Source organism: Burkholderia sp. COPS, assembly GCF_019425585.1.
GTDB classification, from domain to species: Bacteria; Pseudomonadota; Gammaproteobacteria; order Burkholderiales; family Burkholderiaceae; genus Burkholderia; species Burkholderia cepacia.
This window is the reverse complement of sequence record NZ_WIXR01000005.1, coordinates 3221-22161: the sequence shown is the minus strand read 5'-3', so window position 1 is coordinate 22161 and position 18941 is coordinate 3221. Positions and strand designations below refer to the sequence as shown.

Here is an 18941-nt window from a genome sequence, read left to right as displayed (position 1 = left end):
GATGAACCTTGTATGTCCGGCGCGCGTCAGTCGCACACGAGCAGCTCGATCCCGCGCGCGGTCAGCGCGCGGCGCACGGCCTTGTCGGGCGCGCGCTCGGTCACGAGATAGCGCGCGGCGGCCGTGCCGTTGATCCGCACCGGCGTCACGCGGCCGAATTTCGAATGATCGGCGACGATCATCGCGGTGCCGGCCGCCGCGATCATCCGGCTGCGCACCTCGGCCGCGAGCCGCGAGTAGTCGGTGCATTCGCCGTCGGGCGTGATGCCGCCGGCGCCGATGAACGCGAAATCGACGTGGTACTGCGCGAGTTGCTGGATCGTGTCGAGCCCGAAGGTGGCGTCCTCGTCGTCGGACAGCTCGCCGCCGAGCAGCGTCACGCGATTGCCGTTGCGTCGCGCGAGCACGAACGCGGTGCGCCAGTCGTTCGTGTAGATCGACAGCCGGTGCCGGTCGGCGAGCGCGAGCGCAACCGCATGCGGCGTGCTGCCCGAATCGATCAGCACCGACGCATCGTCGGGCACGAACTCGGCTGCGCGCCGCCCGATCGTGCGCTTCGCTTCGGCATTCGCGGCTTCGCGCTCCGACAGGCTCGGCTCACGGCGATCCGCGGCCAGCGCGCCGCCGTGCGTCATCACGAGCAGGCCGCGTGCGGCCAGTGCGTTCAGGTCGCGCCGCACGGTCTCGCGCGACACGTCGAGCGAGCGGACGAGTTCCGCGACCGACAATGCGCCCGACCGTCCGAGCTCCGACAGGATGAATTGATGACGTTGTTCCGCCAGCATCGCGTGTGCGCCCGAGGCGACTGGTAATGGGTAAGCCGCCCATTGTATTACGGCCGTTTGACCGGCATTTGACGGCGGCGGGACGCCGGGCGGGCCGCGTTTCCCGAAAGCGAAATTCTGTATTGCCCGACGCGCGCGAATCGGCGCGGCGCCGGTTGCTACACTTTGCGCTTCGCCGAACGACAGACCAAGCAAAGGGGCTCGCGCCATGTATCGCAAAGGCAGTGTGATCGAAATCCAGTTTCCACCCGAACGACTCAACGACGCGGCCGGCGATCCGTACTGGATCGACCTGACGCTCGACGAGGCCCGCCGGCTCTACGAACAGCTCGCCACGCGCTTCGCGACCGACGCCCGCGCCAACCAGCCGCTCGACACGTTCTCGATCGACTGATCTCCGCTGCTTCACGCCCGCCCGCTGCGCATGCCGGGCGGCGCCCGTCCCGTTCCTGCGGCACCGCCCGGCCCGCACCGACGGCCGCACGTGGCGCACATTCGGCACACGGCATGAGTGCAGGATTCGACAAGACGCCGGCATCGCTTCCCCCGATACTGGCCGACTTCACGATTCTGTCCGGCCGCATCGCGGCCCGCCATGCATGCTGACCTCGCTCGTCGCCGCCGCTTTCGTCGCACTCTGGTCCACCGGCTTCATCGTTGCGCGGGCCATCAAGCCCTACGCCGATCCCAACCTGTTCCTGCTCGCGCGTTTCGCGGGCACGGCCGCGCTGTTCGGCGCGGTGGCGCTCGTCGCGCGCGCGCCGTGGCCGGCCCGGCGCGAATGGCCGCGCCACCTGATCGCGGGCGCGCTGCTGCAGGGCGTCTATCTCGGCGCGAGCTACTGGGCCGTCGCGCAAGGGCTGAACGCAGGTGTCATGGCACTGCTCGGCGCGCTGCAGCCGCTCGCCACCGCCGTGCTCGCCGTTCCGCTGTTCAACGAGCGCCTGCCCGCGCGCGGCTGGCTCGGGATGGCGCTCGGGCTCGCCGGCGTCGCGCTCGTGCTGGCGCCGAAGGTGACGGGCGGTGTCGCGTCGGCGCCGGGCGCTGCGCCTGCGTGGCTCGTCGTCGCCGTCTCGGTGCTCGCGGTCGGGTCGATCACCGCCGGCTCGCTGTACCAGAAGGGCAAGCTCGCGCAAAGCGACCTGCGCACGGCGGTTGCCGTGCAGAATTTCGGCGCGGCGATCGTCGCGGCCGTCTTCGTCGCGCTGCTTCACGAAACCCGCTGGATCGGCGCGCCGGCGCTGTGGGTGTCGCTGGTGTGGGGCGTCGTGTTCCTGTCGGGCGGCGCGGTCACGATGCTGATGTGGATGCTGCGCCGCGGCAACGCCGCGCGCGCGACGTCGCTGCTGTTCCTCGCGCCGCCGCTGGCCGCGCTGCAGGGCTACTGGCTGTTCGGCGAAACGCTCGCGGCGATCCAGCTCGCCGGCTTCGCGCTCGCGCTGGTGGGCGTCGTGCTCGCGCGGCGCTGACGCGCGCCGCCGGGCCGGGCCGGTGCACGCGTCGGTGTCGGTGTCGGTGTCGGCGTCGGCGTCGGCGTCGGCGTCGGCGTCGGCGTCGGGCACAAGGATGCGCGTCACGCGGCATCCCGCACCCGCCCGGCGCACCGTGCACCACGACGATGCAGCCCGTCTCGCCGATGCAACGCAAAACCGCCGGAACGCACACCCGGCGCGGCACCGCGCCGCGATTGCGCTTATGATGGGCGCCTTGAATTTCGTTCCGGAACTTCCTTCATGACATTCGCCGATTACGCCAGCCGCCAGCGCGCGATCATTGCCGAACTGAACGTTGCCCCGCACTTCGACGCCGAGGCCGAGATCGAGCGCCGCATCGATTTCCTCGCGCAATATCTTCGTTCGACCGGCCTGCGGTCGTACGTGCTCGGCATCAGCGGCGGCGTCGATTCGTCGACGGCCGGCCGGCTCGCGCAACTGGCGGTCGAGCGCCTGCGCGCCGACGGCTACGATGCGCGCTTCATCGCGATGCGCTTGCCGAACGGCGTGCAGAACGACGAAGCCGATGCACAGCGCGCGCTCGCGTTCGTGCGCGCGGACGAGGTGCTGACGGTCGACGTGAAGCCGGCCGCCGACGCGATGCTCCGCTCGCTGGTCGCCTCCGGCCACGCATTCGAAACGCCGGCGCAGCAGGATTTCGTGCACGGCAACATCAAGGCGCGCGAGCGCATGATCGCGCAGTATGCGGTGGCCGGCGCACGGCGCGGCATCGTGATCGGTACCGACCATGCGGCCGAATCGCTGATGGGTTTCTTCACGAAGTTCGGCGACGGCGGCGCGGACATCCTGCCGCTCGCGGGCCTGAGCAAGCGGCGCGTCCGCGCGGTCGCGCGTGCGCTCGGCGGCGAGGAGCTGATCGTGATGAAGGTGCCGACGGCCGACCTCGAGGAACTGCGCCCGCTGCGGCCCGACGAGCACGCGTACGGCGTGACCTACGACGAGATCGACGATTTCCTCGAAGGCAAGCCGGTCGAAGACCGCGTGTACGAAACGGTGCTGCGCTTCTTCGACGGTTCGCGCCACAAGCGCGCGCTGCCGTACACGCCGTTCGACTGGCCGGCCGCGTAAGTCGCGACCGCGGCAGGACGACCGCCGCGTCGCAATCCTGCGCTACCGCGCGTGGCGGCCGGCCGGCAGCGTCGGAGCCCGACCGCCGCGCGCGGCCTTGACGGCTACGCGCGGCAACCCGGCGCCGGGCAACCCTATGCGTGCCCGCCCGTCTTCGACGCCTGCAGCGCGCGAATCCGCATCCGCGCCCCCGTATCGCTGACCGTCGCGTCGTACATCGCCGCGAGATCGCGCTTGAGCGCGGTACGCGAGCCGCCGTCGAGATACACCATGTGCCCCGACGGATAAAAACGCGCGGACAGGTTCTGCCGCACCTTCTGGTCCTCGAGCGGCATCTGCTGCAGGTCGATCACGGTCTGGTAGAACGGCGTGACGAAATCGTAGAAGCCGTTCGCCGACAGCACCTTCAGGTCGACGTTCAGCGCCATCACCGCGGCGAGATCGCCGGCCGTATAAAGGATCACGTTCCCCTGCGCATCGATACCCTGCTGCGCGCCGGTCGGATCGATGTGACTGAAATCCCAGTTCTGGAACGCCTGGTCGTTCAGGTCGGTGAACGCGGAATTCGACGTGAACTTCAGCTGCTCGTTCAGGTAGCTGTTCCACATCGCCGTATAGACGCCCGTCACGGCCGTCATCGTCGGATCGTTGCCACCCGAGTTCGGGTCGATCTTGCCGGCGATGCCCGACGAGATCCCGGTCACGCGGCCGTCGTACGAGCCGAGCGCGAGCCCCTGCGCATGCAGCAGCGTCGTCAGGAACAGCGAATTGCCGCGCGCGTCGTAGCCGGCGATGTCGAGGCTCCACGATTGCAGCGTCGCCGTATCGATGCCCGTGTATTGCGACAGCTTCTGCACGGCGGCCGGGTCCGCATGCGGGACCGTGCGCAACGCTTTCAGGTAGTCGGTGCGCGCGAACTGCGCGACTTCCTCGACGAACGCGCCGAGATCGGTCGGCGCCGGCGTGACGCCAAGTTTCTTGTGGTACCACGCATCGGCCGCCGCGGTCGGCAGCGCGCCGACCGGGTTGCCGGCCTGCCGGTAGTCGAGGATCGACGATTGCAGCGTGACGCCGTTCAGGTCGACGCCGTCCTCGTGCAGCTTGTACGCGAGCACGCAGCTGCGCGCGGTGCCGTACGATTCGCCGAACAGGTATTTCGGCGAATTCCAGCGGTTGTTCTTCGTCAGGTAGCGCTTGATGAACTGCTTCAGCGAATCCGCATCCTGATCGACGCCCCAGAAGTTGCGGTTCTTGTTCGGCGCGACGGCCGCCGAATAGCCGGTGCCGACCGGGTTGATGAACACCAGGTCGCTGTGGTCGATCATGCTGTCCGGGTTGTCTTCCATCTGGTACGGCGCGGGCGGCGTGAACCCCGGCATCGACGTCTTGATGCGCTTCGGCGCGAACGAGCCCAACAACACGAACACCGACGACGAGCCCGGCCCGCCGTTGTAGAAGAACGTCACGGGCCGCGTTTCTTCCTTCGCGCCGTCGGCCGTGAACGCGACGTAGAACAGCTTCGCGGCCGGCTGCGAACTGCTCGGGTCGACCGTCACGAGATGGCCGGCCGTCGCCGTGTAGGCGATGCGCTTCCCGTCGATCAGGATCGTGTGATGCGTGATCGCGGCGGCCTCGGTGGTGTCGGTCACCGAATCGTCGGGGCCGTTGCCGTACGCGACCGGATCGAAGAACGGCTGGTCACGGCCGTGGCTCAACGCGACCGGGTTGACGGTCGGCGGCACGCCATGCGAATTGTGGTCGCCGTGATGCAGCGGATACACGCCGCCGGAAGATGCGGAATCGATGCCCATCGTGCTGCTCCTGGAGGTGAGAAAAAGGCGCGGGCAGGAAGCCCGCGCCATGCGGAAAGACGTGTACCGCGGCCGTCAGCTCGACGGCTTGCGCGTCAGGATCGCGGCGAGCTGCGCGCCGTTCGGGCTGCCGAGGCCCGTGCAGGCATCCCAGCCCTGCGCGGCCGCGTAGGTCCCGTTCGAGCCGTGCGTGATGTCGCGCAGCGCACCCGGATTCCTGTAGAGCACCGGATTGACCCAGCCGGCGGACGCACCGCCCGCCGCACTCGCCGCCGCACTAGCCGCCGCGTTGATCCGCGCGATCAGCGCGGCCCACAGCGGCGCGACCGCGCTCGTGCCGCCCATCACCGTAGCCGTGCCGGCGATCGACACTTCGTAGCCGGTCTGCGGCGACGCATCGCCGGCGACGTCCGGCACGCCGCGCTTCGCGAGCGGCACGCGGCTGCCGTCGGCCAGCGTCGCGGCAAGTCCCTGCTGCCACACCGGCAGGTCGAACAGCGTGCTGACGCCGCCCCCGCCCGCGCCGCCGCCGGCTGCCTCGTCGTTCCACACGACCTCGCTGCGGATGCCCTGCCCGGGCAGCGCGTCGAGCTGCGTGCCGCCGCAGCCGAGCACATACGGGCTCGATGCGGGGAAGTCGACATGATCGGCGCCGTCCTGCAACCCGTCGCCCGAGCCGCTGTCGCCGGAGGCCGCGCACACCGTGATGCCCTGCGCGGCCGCCGCCTGCAGCACACGGTTGAACGCCTGAGCGGACTGCGCCTGCCAGATGGCCTCCGGGCCGCCCCAGCTGATCGAGATCACCGACGGCTTGTTGGTCGTGTCGCTGACGGCCGCGTTGACGGCCTGGATGAAGCCCGCGTCGCTGTTCGCCGCGAAATAGACGGCGATCTTCGCGGCCGGCGCGATCGCGCCGGCGATCTCGATGTCGAGCGCGACTTCACCGTCCGGGCCGCTCGGATCGCCGGTCGGCGTGTTGCGGCCGGTGCCGACGTTGACGTCGACGAGCGTCGGCGGCTTCGTGATGCCGAGCCCGCGGAAATACTGCTGGATGTCCGCCGCGCGGTAGCCGCCGCCGAGCTCGATGATCGCGATGCACTGCCCGGCGCCGTCGCCGGCCGGGAAGCCGTACAGCGATGCGAGCTGGACCGGGGTGAACGTGACGCCCGCCGCGCCGCCGCGCGCGGGCGTGAACGGCGGCCTCAGCCGGAAGTGCGGTCGCGCCTGCGGACGGCTGTCGAGGCCGAGCACGGCCGTGACGGCGTCGCCGAGATCGTCGGGCAGCGCGATCGGGCCGGAGCGGCCGCGATACTGGCCGATCGACCGATGCTCGAAGCGCTCGAGCTTGACGCCGAACGCGGCTTCGAACTGCTGGATCGTGCCGGACACCACGACGACGCTTTCGACCGGATCGACGCGATCGACCGTCAGCTGGTGGCGACGCGCGAAGTCCTCGGCCTTGCGAATGTCGTCGGGATTGGCGGAAAAACGTTGCGCGAAGGTTTCGCGCGACACCGGTTTCGCTTGCGCGTCGCCGGTGGCGAGCTGGTGAAGCAGCGTATCGAGTTGCCCTTCTTCCTGCCGCCGCAACATGATCGTGACGTGGATGCGTTCTGCCGGATCGCACGGGCCGAGGCACTTGGACTCGGCGACGATTCGGGGTTCACGGTCGGCGTGAAGATGCCTTGCCATGTTCAGACCCTCCTTGGTACCGCGTTGCACGGAACAGCCAGGAAATCGGACAGGGCCGGCGGGAGACGGTTCCGTTCGGTCGTTCGGGTTCGCGACAGCGCGAAGTAACAGGGAGTTTAGATCAGTCAGACGATTTGCGCGCACGCCCTTTTGCGGCGGGGCGCATGTGCGGGCCGGCGTTGCGCGCGGCCCTCATCGGATGCGGCGACGCGCCGCGCGACCTGCGCCGGCGCAGCGCCGCGGCGGCACTCAGTCCATCGACAGGCGCAGCGCAAAGCCGATCAGCGCCGCGGAAAACGTCCAGCGCTGCACCGTCTGCGCGAGCGGATGCGCACGCATCCATGCGGCGATCCGCGACGCGCCGAACACGCACGCGAGGTCGAAGCACACGCCGGCCGCCACCAGCAGCGCGCCCAGTTCGAACATCTGCAACACGACCGGCCCGGCCTCGGGGCGCACGAACTGCGGCAGCAGCACCGAGCAGAACAACAGCGCCTTCGGGTTCAGCAGGTTGGTGAGCAGGCCCTTCACGAACGACTGCCGCAACTCGCCCGCCGTGGCCGCCGCGTCGCCGTCGCCGAGCGCGAACACGGGCGAACGGAACACCTGGATCGCGACATACGCGAGATACAGCGCGCCGCCGTAGCGGATCACTTCGTACAGCCACGGCGCGCTGCGGATCAGCGCCGCGACACCGCAGGCGGACAGCGTCACGTGCGCGGTGCGCGCGAGCGACAGGCCGGCGGCGGCCGCCATCCCCGGCCGCACGCCGCGGCCGATGCTGGTCTGCAGCACGAGCGCCATGTCCGGCCCCGGCACCGCGTAGATGGCCGCCAGCGCGGCGAGATAAATCAACAGCAAATGCGTGGAAATCATGGTCTGCCCCTCTCCTCCTACGGCGATATGTTGCCGCTGGAGCGCGAGGGATTATTGGCCATCTTTGGCTCAGGATTGGCGATCCGTAGGGGAATCCGCCACAATCGCTGAACTCGCATCAGGAATCCGCCATCATGACCGAACTCGACAAGACCGACCGCGCCATCCTGGCCGCGGTGCAGCGCGACGGCCGCCTGCCGATCGCCCGCCTCGCCGACACCGTGGGCCTCTCCGAGACCCCTTGCGCGCGCCGCCTGAAGCGCCTCGAAAACGACGGTTACATCGAGCGATACCGCGCACAGCTGTCGCGCCAGGCGCTCGGCTTCGGCGTCGTTGCGTTCGTGCTCGTGCGGTTCGCGACACACGACCGCAAGACCGCCGACCGCTTCGAGCGGGAAGTGCTCGGCATCGAGCGGATCCTGGCGTGCCACAACGTGGCGGGCACCGCCGATTACTTGCTGCAGGTCGTGGCGCGCGATCTCGACGATTACGGCACGTTCCTGCGCGAATCGCTGCGGATGCTGCCGGGCGTGACGTCGATCGAATCGGCGCTGTCGCTGCGCGAGGTCAAGCACGACGCGGGGCTGCCGGTGCCGTGATGCCGGCGCGGGCACGGTTCACGCAAGCCGGGCCCGACACCCGTTTCGTCACTTCGACGCCCATCGATGTGGGCCGCGTCGAGCCGCGCCGCCGCAACACTCGTTCACATTGTCGATGCCGGCCGCCTACGCGATGTCGGTCGGCTGGTGCGCGCGTTCCAGATCCTCGAGAAACGCTTCCACGAGCGGATTGCCGCGCCCGTTGCGGGCGACGACCATGTGGAACGTGACGTCGTAGCGCAGTTGCTCCGGATTGAGCGGCGCGAGCAGCCCCTGCGCGACGTAGGGCGCCGCGAAATGCTGCGGCAGGTAGCCGAGGTGGTGGCCGGACAGGATCAGCAGCGCGACGGCCTCCATGTTGTCGGCCGTCGCGGTCACGCGGTCGGGCGTCGTCGACATCTGCGCTTCGGGCAGCGGATACGAGCGCCACGCCCACTCGAAGCCCGCGACGTCGGCCGGGGTCAGCGCGCCGGCGCCGTCGAACAGCGGATGGCCGCGCCCGCAGTACGCGACCTGGCGCTCGATGAACAGCGGCGTGTAGTGCAGCGACGGCACCCGGTGCCAGAAGTAGCCGACCGCGATCTGGATCTCGTCGCTCAGCAGCTTCTCCTCGAGATCGCCCGGCGCGCGCACGGAGATCGAGAAGCGCACGGCCTCGTCGCGCGTGCGGAACGCGGCGATCGCCTCGGCGATCCGCGCGTTCTGGCTCACCGGCGTATGGCCGATCAGGCCGATGTGCAGCGTGCCGACCAGCTGGCGGTCCATGTGCCGCGCGGCCATCCCGAATTCGTCGAGCGCCGCGAGCAGCTTGCGGCTCATCGCGTGAAACCGCTCGCCCTTCGGCGTGAGCCGGAAACCGCTGCGGCCGCGCTCGCAGAGCCGGTAGCCGAGCCGCGTCTCCAGCGACGAAAGCTGCGCGCTGATCGTCGACTGCCCGACGTTCAGCACGGCCTGCGCGGCCGACACGCCACCCGCGTCCGTGACCGCGAGAAACACGCGGATCAACCGCAGATCGAGGGTCGACAGATTCCCCAGCACGTTCATCCCCTTCCATACATCGACGAAAATCGATGTTTACGTCGATATCTTCGCATTCTTCTTTCCCGGCGGAGCGCGTAAAACTGTGCGCCAAGCCGCGTCGCATGATACGGCAACCCCACATCGGAAGAGACAGCCCATGAACGACCACACCCATTTCCAGCCGCTCGGCGGCAATGAAATGCCGCGCTGCGGCGGCATCGCGACGATGATGCGCCTGCCGCACGTGGCGAGCGCCGAAGGCCTCGACGCCTGCTTCGTCGGCGTGCCGTTCGACCTCGGCACCTCCAACCGCACCGGCGCACGCTTCGGCCCGCGCCAGATCCGCACCGAATCCGTGCTGCTGCGCCCATACAACATGGCCACGCGCGCCGCGCCGTTCGATTCGCTGCAGATCGCCGACATCGGCGACGTCGCGATCAATCCGTACAACCTGCACGATTCCATCGCACGCATCGAAGCCGCGTACGACGCGATCCTCGAGCACGACTGCAAGCCGATCACGCTGGGCGGCGACCACACGATCGCGCTGCCGATCCTGCGCGCGATCCACCGCAAGCACGGCAAGGTTGCATTGATCCACGTCGATGCACACGCCGACGTGAACGACACGATGATGGGCGAAAAGATCGCGCACGGCACGCCGTTCCGCCGCGCGGTCGAGGAAGGCCTGCTGCACGGCGACAAGGTCACGCAGATCGGCCTGCGCGGCACCGGCTACGCGGCCGAGGATTTCGACTGGTGCCGCGAGCAGGGCTTCCGCGTCGTCCAGGCCGAGGAATGCTGGAACAAGTCGCTCGCGCCGCTGATGGAAGAAGTGCGCGCGCGCATCGGCGACACGCCCGTCTACATCACGTTCGACATCGACGGCATCGATCCGGCCTACGCGCCGGGCACCGGCACGCCGGAAATCGCGGGCCTCACGGTGCCGCAGGCGCTCGAGATCATCCGCGGCGCGAAGGGGCTGAACATCGTCGGTTGCGATCTCGTCGAAGTCGCGCCGCCGTACGACCCGTTCGGCACCACGGCGCTGCTCGGCGCGAACCTCGCCTACGAGCTGCTGTGCGTGCTGCCGGGCGTCAAGTACCGCGACTGATTCCCGCGCCACCCCCTATTCCAAAATCAAAGGATTCCAGAGGAGCACTTATCAAGATGGGGACTTCCGTCAAGCAACCCAAGCGTGCGGCGCTCGCGTCGTTCGTCGGCACCACGATCGAGTGGTACGACTTCTATAGCTACGCGACCGCCGCTGCCATCGTGTTCGGGCCGCTGTTCTTTCCCGGCGAAAACCGCTTCATCAGCCTGCTCGCATCGTTCGGCTCGTTCGCGGTCGGCTTCTTCGCGCGCCCGCTCGGCGGCGTGATGTTCGGCTATCTCGGCGACCGCTTCGGCCGCAAGCGCTCGCTGCTCGCGACGCTGATGCTGATGGCCGTGTCGACGGTCGCGATCGGCCTGCTGCCGACCCATGCGCAAGCCGGTGTGATTGCACCCGTCCTGCTCGTGCTGATGCGGGTGCTGCAAGGCATCGCGGTCGGCGGCGAATGGGGCGGCGCGGTGCTGCTTGCCGGCGAACATGCGCCGGAAGGCAAACGCACGTTCTTCGCGTCGTTCGCGCAGCTCGGCAGCGCGAGCGGCCTGATCCTGTCGATGCTCGCGTTCGGCGCGATCAGCACGCTGTCGAAGGAAGACATGATGAGCTGGGGCTGGCGTGTGCCGTTCCTCGCGAGTTCCGTACTGCTGATCGTCGGTTTCGTGATCCGCGCGAGCGTGTCCGAATCGCCCGAGTTCGAGGAAGTCAGGAAGAGCGGCAACATCGCGCAAAAGCCGCTGCGCGAAGCGCTCAAGTACTGGCCGCTGCTGCTGCTCGCGATCGGCGCGAACGTGTACGGCATCGCCGGCGTGTATTTCAGCAACATCTTCATGATCAGCTACGCGACGCAGTTCCTGTCGCTCGACCGGTCGATGGTGCTGCATTGCATGACGATCGTCGCGGTGCTGCAGTTCGTCGTGCAGCTCGCGGCCGCGTTTCTCGCGCAGCGCTTCGGCACCACGCGCGTCCTGCTGATCACCGGCGCATGGGCCGCGATCGTCCCGTTCGTGATGCTGCCGCTCGTGCACATGGGCACGCCGCTGTCGATCACGGTCGGCGTCGGCCTCGCGACGCTCGCGGAATCGGGCTACTACTCGGTAGTCGCGGGCTTCGTCAGCGGCATCTTCGTCGCACGCATCCGCTACACGGCGATCTCGATCGCGTACCAGGTGTGCGGCGCACTCGCCGGCGGCCTCACGCCGCTCGTCGCGACCATCATCGCGCAGAACACCACGCCGCAATGGTGGCCGCTCGCGCTCCAGTACACGAGCGCCGCGCTCCTGTCGTCGCTGTGCGTGTGGCTGATCTCGCGCCGCGTCAGCATCGACGATGCCGGCGCGCCCGACAAGACGAACGAGCCGCTGCCGCGCGGCGCACGCACGGCGTAACGCAAGTGCACGCATGATGCAAAACGGCCCGCTTTCGCGGGCCGTTTTTTTGCCGCCCGATCTTCGATCGCAACGGCGGCGTGCAGCGCTCGCTGCGTTATTGCACCTGGCTGCGCAGCGTCTTCGCGGCAGCGACCATGTTCGTCAGCGCCGGAATCACTTCCGCCCACTGGCGCGTCTTCAGCCCGCAGTCCGGATTGACCCACAGACGCTCCGCCGGAATCCGTTCCGCCGCTTTCCTCATCAGGCCGACGATATGTTCCTGCGTCGGGATGTTCGGCGAGTGAATGTCGTACACGCCCGGCCCGATCTCGTTCGGATACTTGAAGTCGTCGAACGCGTCGAGCAGCTCCATGTCCGAGCGCGAGGTCTCGATCGTGATCACGTCCGCATCCATGTCGGCGATCGACGCGATGATGTCGTTGAACTCCGAATAGCACATATGCGTATGGATCTGCGTGTCGTCCTGCACGCCGTTCGCGGTGATGCGGAACGACTCGACCGCCCACTTCAGGTACGCGCCCCATTGCGCGCGGCGCAGCGGCAGCCCTTCGCGCAGCGCGGCCTCGTCGATCTGGATCACGAGCACGCCGGCCTTCTCGAGATCGAGCACTTCCTCGCGGATCGCCAGCGCGAGCTGGTAGCACGACACCGAGCGCGGCTGGTCGTCGCGCACGAACGACCAGTTCAGGATCGTCACGGGGCCGGTCAGCATGCCCTTCATCGGCTTGTTCGTCAGCGACTGCGCATACGTGATCCATTCGACCGTCATCGCCTTCGGGCGGCTGATGTCGCCGAACAGGATCGGCGGCTTCACGCAGCGCGAACCGTACGACTGCACCCAGCCGAACTGGCTGAACGCGTAGCCGTCGAGCTGCTCGCCGAAGTACTCGACCATGTCGTTGCGCTCGGCTTCGCCATGCACCAGCACGTCGAGTTCCAGTGCTTCCTGCTCGCGCACGCTGCGTTCGATTTCAGCCTGCATCGCGGCCCGGTAGCCCGCATCGTCCAGCGCACCGGCCTTGAACTGGCTGCGCGCGTGACGGATTTCGCCGGTCTGCGGGAACGAGCCGATCGTCGTCGTCGGGAACGCCGGCAGCTTCAGGCGTGCCGACTGCTTCGACGCACGCTGCGTGTAGGGGCTCACGCGGTTGCCGAGCTGCGCGTCGATGCGGGCGATCGCGGCCTTCACCGCCGGGTTGTGCACGCGCGGCGAGTGGCGGCGCGCATGGATCGCGGCAGCGTTCGCCGCCAGTGCATCGGCCACCTTGTCGCGGCCTTCGTTCAGCGCGGTCGCGAGCACCTTCAGCTCGTCGAGCTTCTGCAGCGCGAACGCGAGCCACGAGCGGATTTCCGCATCGAGCTTCTCCTCGCTCGCGAGATCGACCGGCACGTGCAGCAGCGAGCACGACGGAGCGAGCCACAGGCGATCGCCCAGTTGCTTCGCGAGCGGTTCGAGCCAGTCGAGCGTCGCGTTCAGGTCCGTCTTCCAGATGTTGCGGCCGTTGATCGCGCCAACCGACAGCACGCGCTCGGCCGGCAGTTCACGCACCAGCGTGTCGACTTCGTCACGTGCGTTGATCGCATCGACATGCAGGCCGTCGACCGGCAGCGAACTCGCGAGCGCCAGGTTGTCCTGGAGCTGGCCGAAGTAGGTGGCGAGCAGAAGCTTGATGCGACGCGTTTCCAGTGCCGCATAGGCGGTGCGCAATGCCTGACGCCACTCGGCGTCGAGTTCGGTGACGAGGATCGGTTCGTCGATCTGCACCCATTCGACGCCCTGCGCGGTCAGCGTGTCGAGCAGCGCGCCGTATACGGGCAGCAGCTTCGGCAGCAGCGCGAGGCGGTCGGAATCGTCCTTCGCCTTGCCGAGCCACAGGTACGTGACGGGGCCGAGGATGACCGGCTTCACGGCCACGCCCTGCGCGTGCGCTTCCGCCAGTTGCTGGAGCAGGCGCGACGGGTCGAGCGAGAAGTTCGTGTCCGCATGGAATTCCGGCACGATGTAGTGGTAGTTCGTATCGAACCACTTCGTCATTTCACCGGCGGCGACCCCGCCGCAGCACGCCGCATGCTCGTCCACCGACTGCGCCGAACGGCCGCGCGCGACGCGGAAATAGTTGTCGAGCACATCGCCGTGGAAACCCTGCACGCGCTTCGGCAGGTTGCCGAGCGTGAAGCTCATGTCGAGCACCTGATCGTAGAACGCGAAGTCGCCGATCGGAGCCAGGTCCAGATCGCGCTGGTCGTTCCAGTGACGCTTGCGCAGCTCGGCGCCGAGCGCCTTCAGCTCGTCGCGCGACGATTCGCCCTTCCAGTAGCGTTCGAGACCGAACTTGAGTTCGCGCTTCGCACCGATGCGCGGGAAACCGAGGTTGTGTGTCGTGACCATGAGGTGCCGTCCAGAAGAAGTGAAGATCCGGCAGCCATCATAGGGATTTCATCCCATGAAATAAAATGGTATTATTTCATTCATCCATTAAACCTGTTCATGTATCCGTTGCACGAGCGATATCCATGCTGGAACGATTCCATCTCGTCGTGATCCGTGAAGTCGAGCGCCAGGGCTCACTGACCGCGGCCGCCCACGCACTGCACCTCACGCAATCGGCACTCAGCCATACCGTCCGGAAAATCGAGCAGCAGCTCGGCACGCCGATCTGGGATCGGGAGGGCCGCGGCCTGCGGCTCACCCAGGGCGGGCAGTATCTGCTGAAGCTGGCGAACCGGCTGCTGCCTCAGTTCGAGCTCGCAGAGGAGCGGATGAAGCAGTACGCAAAGGGCGAGCGCGGCACGCTGCGCATCGGGATGGAGTGCCACCCGTGCTACCGGTGGCTGCTGAAGGTCGTGTCGCCGTACCTGTCGCGCTGGCCCGACGTCGACGTGGACGTGAAGCAGCGCTTCCAGTTCGGCGGCATCGGCGCCCTGTTCGGCTATGACATCGACGTGCTCGTGACGCCCGATCCGCTGAACAAGCCGGGGCTACGCTTCGACCCCGTGTTCGACTACGAGCAGGTGCTGGTGGTCGCCGATTCGCACCGGTTCGCAAACGCCGATTACGTGACGCCCGAACAGCTGACCGACGAGATCCTGATCACCTATCCGGTCGAAACCGACCGGCTCGACATCTACAACCAGTTCCTGACGCCGGCCGGCATCGTGCCGAGGCGGCACAAGTCGATCGAAACGACCGACATCATGCTGCAGATGGTGGCGAGCGGGCGCGGCGTGGCCGCGCTGCCGAGATGGCTTGCCGACGAATACGCCGACCGGATGCCGGTCGTGCCGGTCAAGCTCGGCAAGAAGGGAATCGCAAAGCAGATCTTCCTCGGCATCCGCGAAGCGGACGCATCGATCGACTATCTGGCTGCGTTCGTCGCGCTGGCGCGCGAATCGACGGGGAGCGCGCCACGCATGCTGCGCTAGGCGGGCCCCGTTGCCATGCGCGTCAGGCGGCGCGCATGGCGATGCGTTCGCTGCGCTCGACCCATGCGCCGAACAGCAGGCCGATCGTCGTCCACATGATCACCTGCATGCCGATCGCCGCCACGCGGAACTTCCACAGCAAGGCCGCCGGGAAATCGGCCGGCAACTCGCTGACGGACGGCAACCCGATCTGCACGGCCGCGATGATCGCGACGAACACGAGCCCGGCGACGATCGATGCGTTCCACTGGCCGAGCTTCGCCAGCAGATGGCGGCGTACGCTGACCGAGAACACCATCGTCGCGACCGAGATCGCGATCATCAGGAAGAACAGGCCCGTGCGATAGCCGATCGTGTCGGGGTCGCCGACCGACGGCGGATTGGCCGGGTACTTGAGGTTCGGCACGATCACGAGCGCGATGAACGCCGCCAGCGCGAGCCACGCGGCCAGTGGACGGGCCGGGAGGCGGCTGCCTCGCCCGTAGGCATACGCGAAGACCAGCGAGAACAGCCCGCCGAATGCCGCGCCATAGGTCACGACGCCCGTCAGCAAGCCGAGGCCGGCCTGCGTGTGGCGGCTGACCAGCTCCGGCTCCGGTGCGTCGCCCTTGGCGGCGTCGGCTTTTTCTTCCAAGGAGATTGCCTGATCGACTTGCGGTTCGCCGACGACCTTCGCGAAACCGAACGTGAGGAGGCCTGCGGCGATGCCTGCGAGCATCCCGCGCATGAGCAGCTTTCCGACCATCGTGAACTCCGCGTCAGTGGCAGGGGAAGCCGAGCAGGTGGCGGCCGTCGTGGACGAATTCGTGGACGTACATGCCCGGCACGAGCGACGTCGCACCTTGTTCCGCGCCGACGAAATAAAGCGCGAGCAACAGGATCAGGCCGACGAACACGGCCCAGGGCAACAGTTCACGGACGGGGATGGGCGCCGGCACGACCGCCGGCTTCAGCACTGCTTCGCTCATGGATGCACCTCAGGGGAATCGCGCCCCGATAAATGTTGGATGGGTACGAAGGCAGGTCTGGCTTCCGGGATCATCGATTCCCCGGTTACAGTGGCGCGACCGCGCCGGGCTTGCACCGGCTTCCGCGCTTCGTATCGGGCGAATTGTACGCGCGAACGTTCGCGCATTGAAGCGGCGCCAGGCGGGCACGTGCGCCCGTCCCGGATCATCCGACAACCGACATGAACATGCCTACCTCGCTGCGCCTGATCGCACACGCATCGACCCGGGCGATGCGCACCGGCACGTTTCCCGACGACGATCCGCTCGACACGCGCGGGCTCGCCGAAGCCGCTGCGCTACGCGGCCGGTGGGCAGGTACCGCCGGTGCGCCCGTGCTGTGCAGCCCCGCATGCTGCGCGCGGCAGACCGCCGACGCGCTCGGACTTCATGCCGACATTGACGACGCACTGCGCGACATCGATTACGGCAACTGGCGAGGCCAGCGCCTGCACGACCTCGCACGCGACTTGCCGGACGAACTGGATGCGTGGATCGCAGACCCGTCGGCGCCGCCGCACGGCGGTGAATCGTTCGAAGCAGCCATGCACCGCGTCGGCACCTGGTTGAACGCGCTGCGGCAAGATCGCGACATCGTCGCAGTCACGCATGCGCCAATCGTCCGCGCGGCCATCGCCCATGTGCTGCGGATGGATACGAAGGCAGCGGCCCGCATCGACGTCGCGCCGCTGTCCTGCACGACGCTTGTTGCGTCGCCGAACGGATGGATGTTGAGCGCGGACGGCAACGCGTAGAACGCTATCGCGCTCACTATGTGGACGACGATGCGGGCTGGCGCGTCGCGTTGCGCATACACGCCTTCAATCGCCTTACGCATCGGCAAGGCACACCGTTCGTGGTCCCGACTGTCATCAAACTGACTGCTGGCCGCAGATAGGATCGGACGCGGTTCCCTCACGAGATGCCGTCATGAATCAACCTGCTTCGTCCGCACCGAACAACCCGGCCTCCGTCGAACGCACCAGACAGGTCGGCTACGCCGTCTTCCTGCTGGTGCTGGCGCTCGGCGCGCTCTATATCGCCACGCACCTGATCGACGATCTGTCGCCGGTCCGCGAAGGGAAGCTGTTCCCGTACCTGCTGCTCGGCGCCGCGCTGCTGATCGCGCTCGGCTTCGAATTCGTCAACGGCTTCCACGACACCGCGAACGCGGTCGCCACCGTGATCTATACGCACTCGCTGACGCCGAACGTCGCGGTGATCTGGTCCGGCATGTGGAACTTCCTCGGCGTGATGGTCTCGAGCGGTGCCGTTGCGTTCGGCATCCTGCAGTTGCTGCCGGTCGAGCTGATCCTGCAGGTCGGCAGCGGCGCGGGCTTCGCGATGGTGTTCGCGCTGCTGATCGCCGCGATCGTGTGGAACCTCGCGACCTGGTATTTCGGGTTGCCATCGTCGAGTTCGCATACGCTGATCGGTTCGATCATCGGCGTCGGGCTGATGAACCAGCTGATGCACGGGCCGTCCGGCACGAGCGGCGTCGACTGGGGTCAGGCGCTCGGTGTCGGCAAGTCGCTGCTGTTCTCGCCGATCGTCGGCTTTCTGTGCGCGGCGCTGCTGCTGCTCGTGCTGAAGACGCTCGTGCGGGTTCCGGAGTTGTACAAGGAGCCGCCGAAAGACCAGCCGCCGCCGTTCTGGATTCGCTGCCTGCTGATCCTGACCTGCACGGGCGTGTCGTTTGCGCACGGTTCGAACGACGGGCAGAAAGGGATGGGGCTCATCATGCTGATCCTGATCGGCACGGTGCCGACCGCCTATGCGCTGAACAAGGCCGTCACGCCGGCCGAGACGCAGACCTTCGTGGCGGTCGCGAACCAGGCGGCCGCGACATTCGGGAAGTACACGAACGGCGTCGCGCCGTCCGCGAACCCGCGCGCCGACGTCGAGCGCTACGTGCAGCATCGCGAACTGACGCCCGCGGTGCTGCCGGCCGTCCAGCAGCTGTCGACGTCGCTCGCGACCGCGGTCGGCGCGTCGGGCTCGATGGCAGCCGTGCCGCAGCGCGACGTCGACAACGTGCGCAACACGATGTATCTGGTATCCGAAGCAATCCGCCTGATCGAGAAGTCGGGTCAGCCCGCGTTCGCGGCCGACGACAAGCTGGCGATCGACAACTATCACAAGCAACTCGACCACGCGACCAAGTTCATTCCGACGTGGGTGAAGGTTGCCGTCGCGATCGCGCTGGGCCTCGGCACGATGGTGGGCTGGAAGCGGATCGTCGTGACCGTCGGCGAGAAAATCGGCAAGCAGCATCTGACGTACGGACAAGGCGCATCGGCCGAACTCGTCGCGATGCTGACGATCGGCGCCGCCGACGTGTACGGATTGCCCGTGTCGACGACACATGTGCTGTCGTCGGGTGTCGCGGGCACGATGGCGGCGAACGGCTCCGGGCTGCAGTGGAGCACGGTGCGCAGCCTCGTGCTCGCGTGGGTGCTGACGCTGCCGGCGTCGATCATGCTTGCCGGCGGGCTCTACTGGTTGTTCCGGTCGATGGCTTGATTCACGTTGCGACGGGTGGCCGGTGAGCCGGCCGCCTGTCGTGGAAGATTCGCCGCTCGCTTCTCTGCTTCTCCGCCATTCCGCCTTTCCGCCTTTCCGCCTTTCCGCCTCTCCGCCTCTCCGC

Annotated in this window: 17 protein-coding genes and 1 riboswitch; of the genes, 9 read left to right on the top strand and 8 right to left on the bottom strand. The window is 67.6% G+C overall.

Annotation, left to right across the window (positions count from 1 at the left end; genetic code table 11):
* Positions 1–26: 26 nt before the first annotated feature.
* Positions 27–785, bottom strand: coding sequence for a DeoR/GlpR family DNA-binding transcription regulator (locus FOZ70_RS03755; protein WP_021161157.1), 759 nt, complete (start codon positions 783–785; stop codon positions 27–29).
* A gap of 208 nt (positions 786–993) precedes the next feature.
* Between FOZ70_RS03755 and FOZ70_RS03750 the strand changes: the two genes are divergently transcribed.
* The 3 genes from FOZ70_RS03750 to nadE all read left to right on the top strand — a co-directional run bounded on the left by FOZ70_RS03750 (position 994) and on the right by nadE (position 3367).
* The gene (locus FOZ70_RS03750) at positions 994–1179 is read left to right on the top strand and encodes a hypothetical protein (protein ID WP_021161156.1); all 186 of its coding nucleotides are present in this window, start codon (positions 994–996) and stop codon (positions 1177–1179) included.
* Between the two features lie 205 nt (positions 1180–1384).
* Complete coding sequence (locus FOZ70_RS03745; RefSeq protein ID WP_021161155.1) at positions 1385–2254, top strand: DMT family transporter; 870 nt, start codon at positions 1385–1387, stop codon at positions 2252–2254.
* 264 nt (positions 2255–2518) lie between these two features.
* Positions 2519–3367 carry an ammonia-dependent NAD(+) synthetase gene (nadE, locus tag FOZ70_RS03740; RefSeq protein ID WP_021161153.1) on the top strand — a complete coding sequence of 283 codons (849 nt, stop codon included), beginning with the start codon at positions 2519–2521 and terminating at the stop codon, positions 3365–3367.
* 134 nt (positions 3368–3501) lie between these two features.
* On the opposite strand, the gene FOZ70_RS03735 is transcribed toward nadE, so the two are convergent.
* The 3 genes from FOZ70_RS03735 to FOZ70_RS03725 all read right to left on the bottom strand — a co-directional run bounded on the left by FOZ70_RS03735 (position 3502) and on the right by FOZ70_RS03725 (position 7746).
* Entirely contained in the window at positions 3502–5178 is a 1677-nt protein-coding gene (locus FOZ70_RS03735) for a peptidase S1 (RefSeq protein ID WP_059675658.1), read from the bottom strand.
* Between the two features lie 75 nt (positions 5179–5253).
* The gene (locus FOZ70_RS03730; RefSeq protein WP_219704970.1) at positions 5254–6870 is read right to left on the bottom strand and encodes a S53 family peptidase; all 1617 of its coding nucleotides are present in this window, start codon (positions 6868–6870) and stop codon (positions 5254–5256) included.
* 249 nt (positions 6871–7119) lie between these two features.
* Positions 7120–7746 (bottom strand): LysE family translocator, encoded by a 627-nt coding sequence (locus FOZ70_RS03725; protein WP_027790530.1) that lies wholly within the window; start codon positions 7744–7746, stop codon positions 7120–7122.
* Positions 7747–7880: 134 nt separating this feature from the next.
* Between FOZ70_RS03725 and FOZ70_RS03720 the strand changes: the two genes are divergently transcribed.
* Complete coding sequence (locus FOZ70_RS03720) at positions 7881–8345, top strand: Lrp/AsnC family transcriptional regulator (RefSeq protein WP_011353982.1); 465 nt, start codon at positions 7881–7883, stop codon at positions 8343–8345.
* A 126-nt stretch (positions 8346–8471) separates the two neighbouring features.
* On the opposite strand, the gene FOZ70_RS03715 is transcribed toward FOZ70_RS03720, so the two are convergent.
* The gene (locus FOZ70_RS03715) at positions 8472–9383 is read right to left on the bottom strand and encodes a LysR family transcriptional regulator (protein WP_027790528.1); all 912 of its coding nucleotides are present in this window, start codon (positions 9381–9383) and stop codon (positions 8472–8474) included.
* 139 nt (positions 9384–9522) lie between these two features.
* Between FOZ70_RS03715 and speB the strand changes: the two genes are divergently transcribed.
* Both speB and FOZ70_RS03705 read left to right on the top strand, forming a co-directional pair.
* Positions 9523–10479: an agmatinase gene (speB, locus tag FOZ70_RS03710; RefSeq protein WP_059709136.1), complete on the top strand. Its 957-nt coding sequence runs from the start codon at positions 9523–9525 to the stop codon at positions 10477–10479.
* 56 nt (positions 10480–10535) lie between these two features.
* A complete protein-coding gene (locus FOZ70_RS03705; RefSeq protein WP_219704969.1) occupies positions 10536–11861 on the top strand; it encodes an MFS transporter in 1326 nt (441 codons plus the stop codon).
* A 97-nt stretch (positions 11862–11958) separates the two neighbouring features.
* Here the strand turns inward: FOZ70_RS03705 and metE are convergent, their stop codons facing one another.
* On the bottom strand, positions 11959–14253 hold the full coding sequence (gene metE / locus FOZ70_RS03700) for a 5-methyltetrahydropteroyltriglutamate--homocysteine S-methyltransferase (RefSeq protein WP_219704968.1): 2295 nt from the start codon (positions 14251–14253) through the stop codon (positions 11959–11961).
* 125 nt (positions 14254–14378) lie between these two features.
* Between metE and FOZ70_RS03695 the strand changes: the two genes are divergently transcribed.
* Entirely contained in the window at positions 14379–15287 is a 909-nt protein-coding gene (locus tag FOZ70_RS03695; protein WP_219704967.1) for a LysR family transcriptional regulator, read from the top strand.
* A gap of 22 nt (positions 15288–15309) precedes the next feature.
* Here FOZ70_RS03695 and FOZ70_RS03690 read toward each other — a convergent pair whose 3' ends face one another.
* Both FOZ70_RS03690 and FOZ70_RS03685 read right to left on the bottom strand, forming a co-directional pair.
* The gene (locus FOZ70_RS03690; RefSeq protein WP_059648922.1) at positions 15310–16032 is read right to left on the bottom strand and encodes a CbtA family protein; all 723 of its coding nucleotides are present in this window, start codon (positions 16030–16032) and stop codon (positions 15310–15312) included.
* A gap of 13 nt (positions 16033–16045) precedes the next feature.
* A complete protein-coding gene (locus FOZ70_RS03685; protein ID WP_006488502.1) occupies positions 16046–16255 on the bottom strand; it encodes a CbtB-domain containing protein in 210 nt (69 codons plus the stop codon).
* Positions 16256–16287: 32 nt separating this feature from the next.
* Positions 16288–16431, bottom strand: a riboswitch (cobalamin riboswitch).
* A gap of 45 nt (positions 16432–16476) precedes the next feature.
* Between FOZ70_RS03685 and FOZ70_RS03680 the strand changes: the two genes are divergently transcribed.
* Entirely contained in the window at positions 16477–17049 is a 573-nt protein-coding gene (locus FOZ70_RS03680; protein ID WP_219704966.1) for a histidine phosphatase family protein, read from the top strand.
* A gap of 175 nt (positions 17050–17224) precedes the next feature.
* Positions 17225–18817, top strand: coding sequence for an inorganic phosphate transporter (locus FOZ70_RS03675; RefSeq protein WP_124469726.1), 1593 nt, complete (start codon positions 17225–17227; stop codon positions 18815–18817).
* Positions 18818–18941: the final 124 nt, after the last annotated feature.

What these genes read in the sequence shown, in the direction of transcription:
- FOZ70_RS03755 (WP_021161157.1), bottom strand. Translation starts at nt 785, where the DNA reads ATGCTGGCGGAACAACGTCATCAATTCATCCTGTCGGAGCTCGGACGG.
- FOZ70_RS03750 (WP_021161156.1), top strand. Translation starts at nt 994, where the DNA reads ATGTATCGCAAAGGCAGTGTGATCGAAATCCAGTTTCCACCCGAACGA.
- FOZ70_RS03745 (WP_021161155.1), top strand. Translation starts at nt 1,385, where the DNA reads ATGCTGACCTCGCTCGTCGCCGCCGCTTTCGTCGCACTCTGGTCCACC.
- nadE (WP_021161153.1), top strand. Translation starts at nt 2,519, where the DNA reads ATGACATTCGCCGATTACGCCAGCCGCCAGCGCGCGATCATTGCCGAA.
- FOZ70_RS03735 (WP_059675658.1), bottom strand. Translation starts at nt 5,178, where the DNA reads ATGGGCATCGATTCCGCATCTTCCGGCGGCGTGTATCCGCTGCATCAC.
- FOZ70_RS03730 (WP_219704970.1), bottom strand. Translation starts at nt 6,870, where the DNA reads ATGGCAAGGCATCTTCACGCCGACCGTGAACCCCGAATCGTCGCCGAG.
- FOZ70_RS03725 (WP_027790530.1), bottom strand. Translation starts at nt 7,746, where the DNA reads ATGATTTCCACGCATTTGCTGTTGATTTATCTCGCCGCGCTGGCGGCC.
- FOZ70_RS03720 (WP_011353982.1), top strand. Translation starts at nt 7,881, where the DNA reads ATGACCGAACTCGACAAGACCGACCGCGCCATCCTGGCCGCGGTGCAG.
- speB (WP_059709136.1), top strand. Translation starts at nt 9,523, where the DNA reads ATGAACGACCACACCCATTTCCAGCCGCTCGGCGGCAATGAAATGCCG.
- FOZ70_RS03705 (WP_219704969.1), top strand. Translation starts at nt 10,536, where the DNA reads ATGGGGACTTCCGTCAAGCAACCCAAGCGTGCGGCGCTCGCGTCGTTC.
- metE (WP_219704968.1), bottom strand. Translation starts at nt 14,253, where the DNA reads ATGGTCACGACACACAACCTCGGTTTCCCGCGCATCGGTGCGAAGCGC.
- FOZ70_RS03695 (WP_219704967.1), top strand. Translation starts at nt 14,379, where the DNA reads ATGCTGGAACGATTCCATCTCGTCGTGATCCGTGAAGTCGAGCGCCAG.
- FOZ70_RS03690 (WP_059648922.1), bottom strand. Translation starts at nt 16,032, where the DNA reads ATGGTCGGAAAGCTGCTCATGCGCGGGATGCTCGCAGGCATCGCCGCA.
- FOZ70_RS03685 (WP_006488502.1), bottom strand. Translation starts at nt 16,255, where the DNA reads ATGAGCGAAGCAGTGCTGAAGCCGGCGGTCGTGCCGGCGCCCATCCCC.
- FOZ70_RS03680 (WP_219704966.1), top strand. Translation starts at nt 16,477, where the DNA reads ATGAACATGCCTACCTCGCTGCGCCTGATCGCACACGCATCGACCCGG.
- FOZ70_RS03675 (WP_124469726.1), top strand. Translation starts at nt 17,225, where the DNA reads ATGAATCAACCTGCTTCGTCCGCACCGAACAACCCGGCCTCCGTCGAA.